1 protein-coding gene is annotated in these 863 nt (G+C 69.5%); it reads right to left on the bottom strand.

Going from position 1 to position 863, the window contains the following annotated elements; genetic code table 11:
- A partial coding sequence (locus HUK84_RS20535) for an FUSC family protein (protein WP_176641843.1) occupies positions 1–863 on the bottom strand: 863 nt, incomplete at both ends.

Below are 863 nucleotides of genomic sequence, written 5' to 3'. Positions count from 1 at the left end.
CGCACGCGGCCCAGCGCGCCGGCGACCCGGTCACGGGCGCTGGCCGGCCAGATGGCGGTGAACACCACATAGCTGACGATATTGCCCAGCATGATGCCCACGATCCGGTCGCGCGCCGTGGTCATGTCCGTGGTCGGGCCGTACCCCTTGATGTCCGACAGAAAGAACGCCAGCCCGATCTGGAACCCGGCATAGGCGATGCGGGCATCCCCGGTCTTGACCCATGCCGCCGCCAGCGCGCCCGCGAAGACCAGCGCCAGGAAGGACGCGACGTCGTTCAGGTGCGGCATCATCACGATGATGGACGCGATGCCCAGCGCGCCGCCGATCACGGCCCCACCGATGCGCAGGCGCAGCTTGGCGATCATCTCGCCCATCGTCGGCTGCGCCACGATGAAGCAGGTCAGGATGCAGGTATGGATGCCCGGCCAGTCCAGGATCTTGAACAGGAAATAGCAGACCATCACCGACGCGGTGCCCTTGACGGCATAGCGCACATGCTCGGGATTGCCGAAGGCGTCGGGCAGGAAGAACCCGCCCCCCTTCGTCTCGCGTGCCCTTCCGGGAGCCGGTTCTTGCTCCGGTCCTGGCGCCCGCTCTGGCACCGGTTCTGGCGCGGGCGTGGCGAACACCGCCAGCAGGTCCGCCATCCGGGCCAGGACAGGCATGTCCGGCGGCACCGGCGGCCGGGCGATCTCCACCGGATAATGGCCGCGCCCGAAGATCGCGGCCATCTCCTCGATGGTCGCGATCAGCGTTTGCGGCGCCGCCGGGGCCGTATCTGCGCGGGCCGCCGCTTCCGCCTCCGCCAACGCCAGTGCCAGCACCCCGACCGCCGCATTGGCCGCCGCCTTCAGGCAGGC

Source organism: Nguyenibacter vanlangensis, from assembly GCF_013376155.1.
GTDB classification, from domain to species: Bacteria; Pseudomonadota; Alphaproteobacteria; order Acetobacterales; family Acetobacteraceae; genus Gluconacetobacter; species Gluconacetobacter vanlangensis.
The sequence above is the reverse complement of the archived record's forward strand: the minus strand, read 5'-3'. Positions and strand labels throughout refer to the sequence as shown.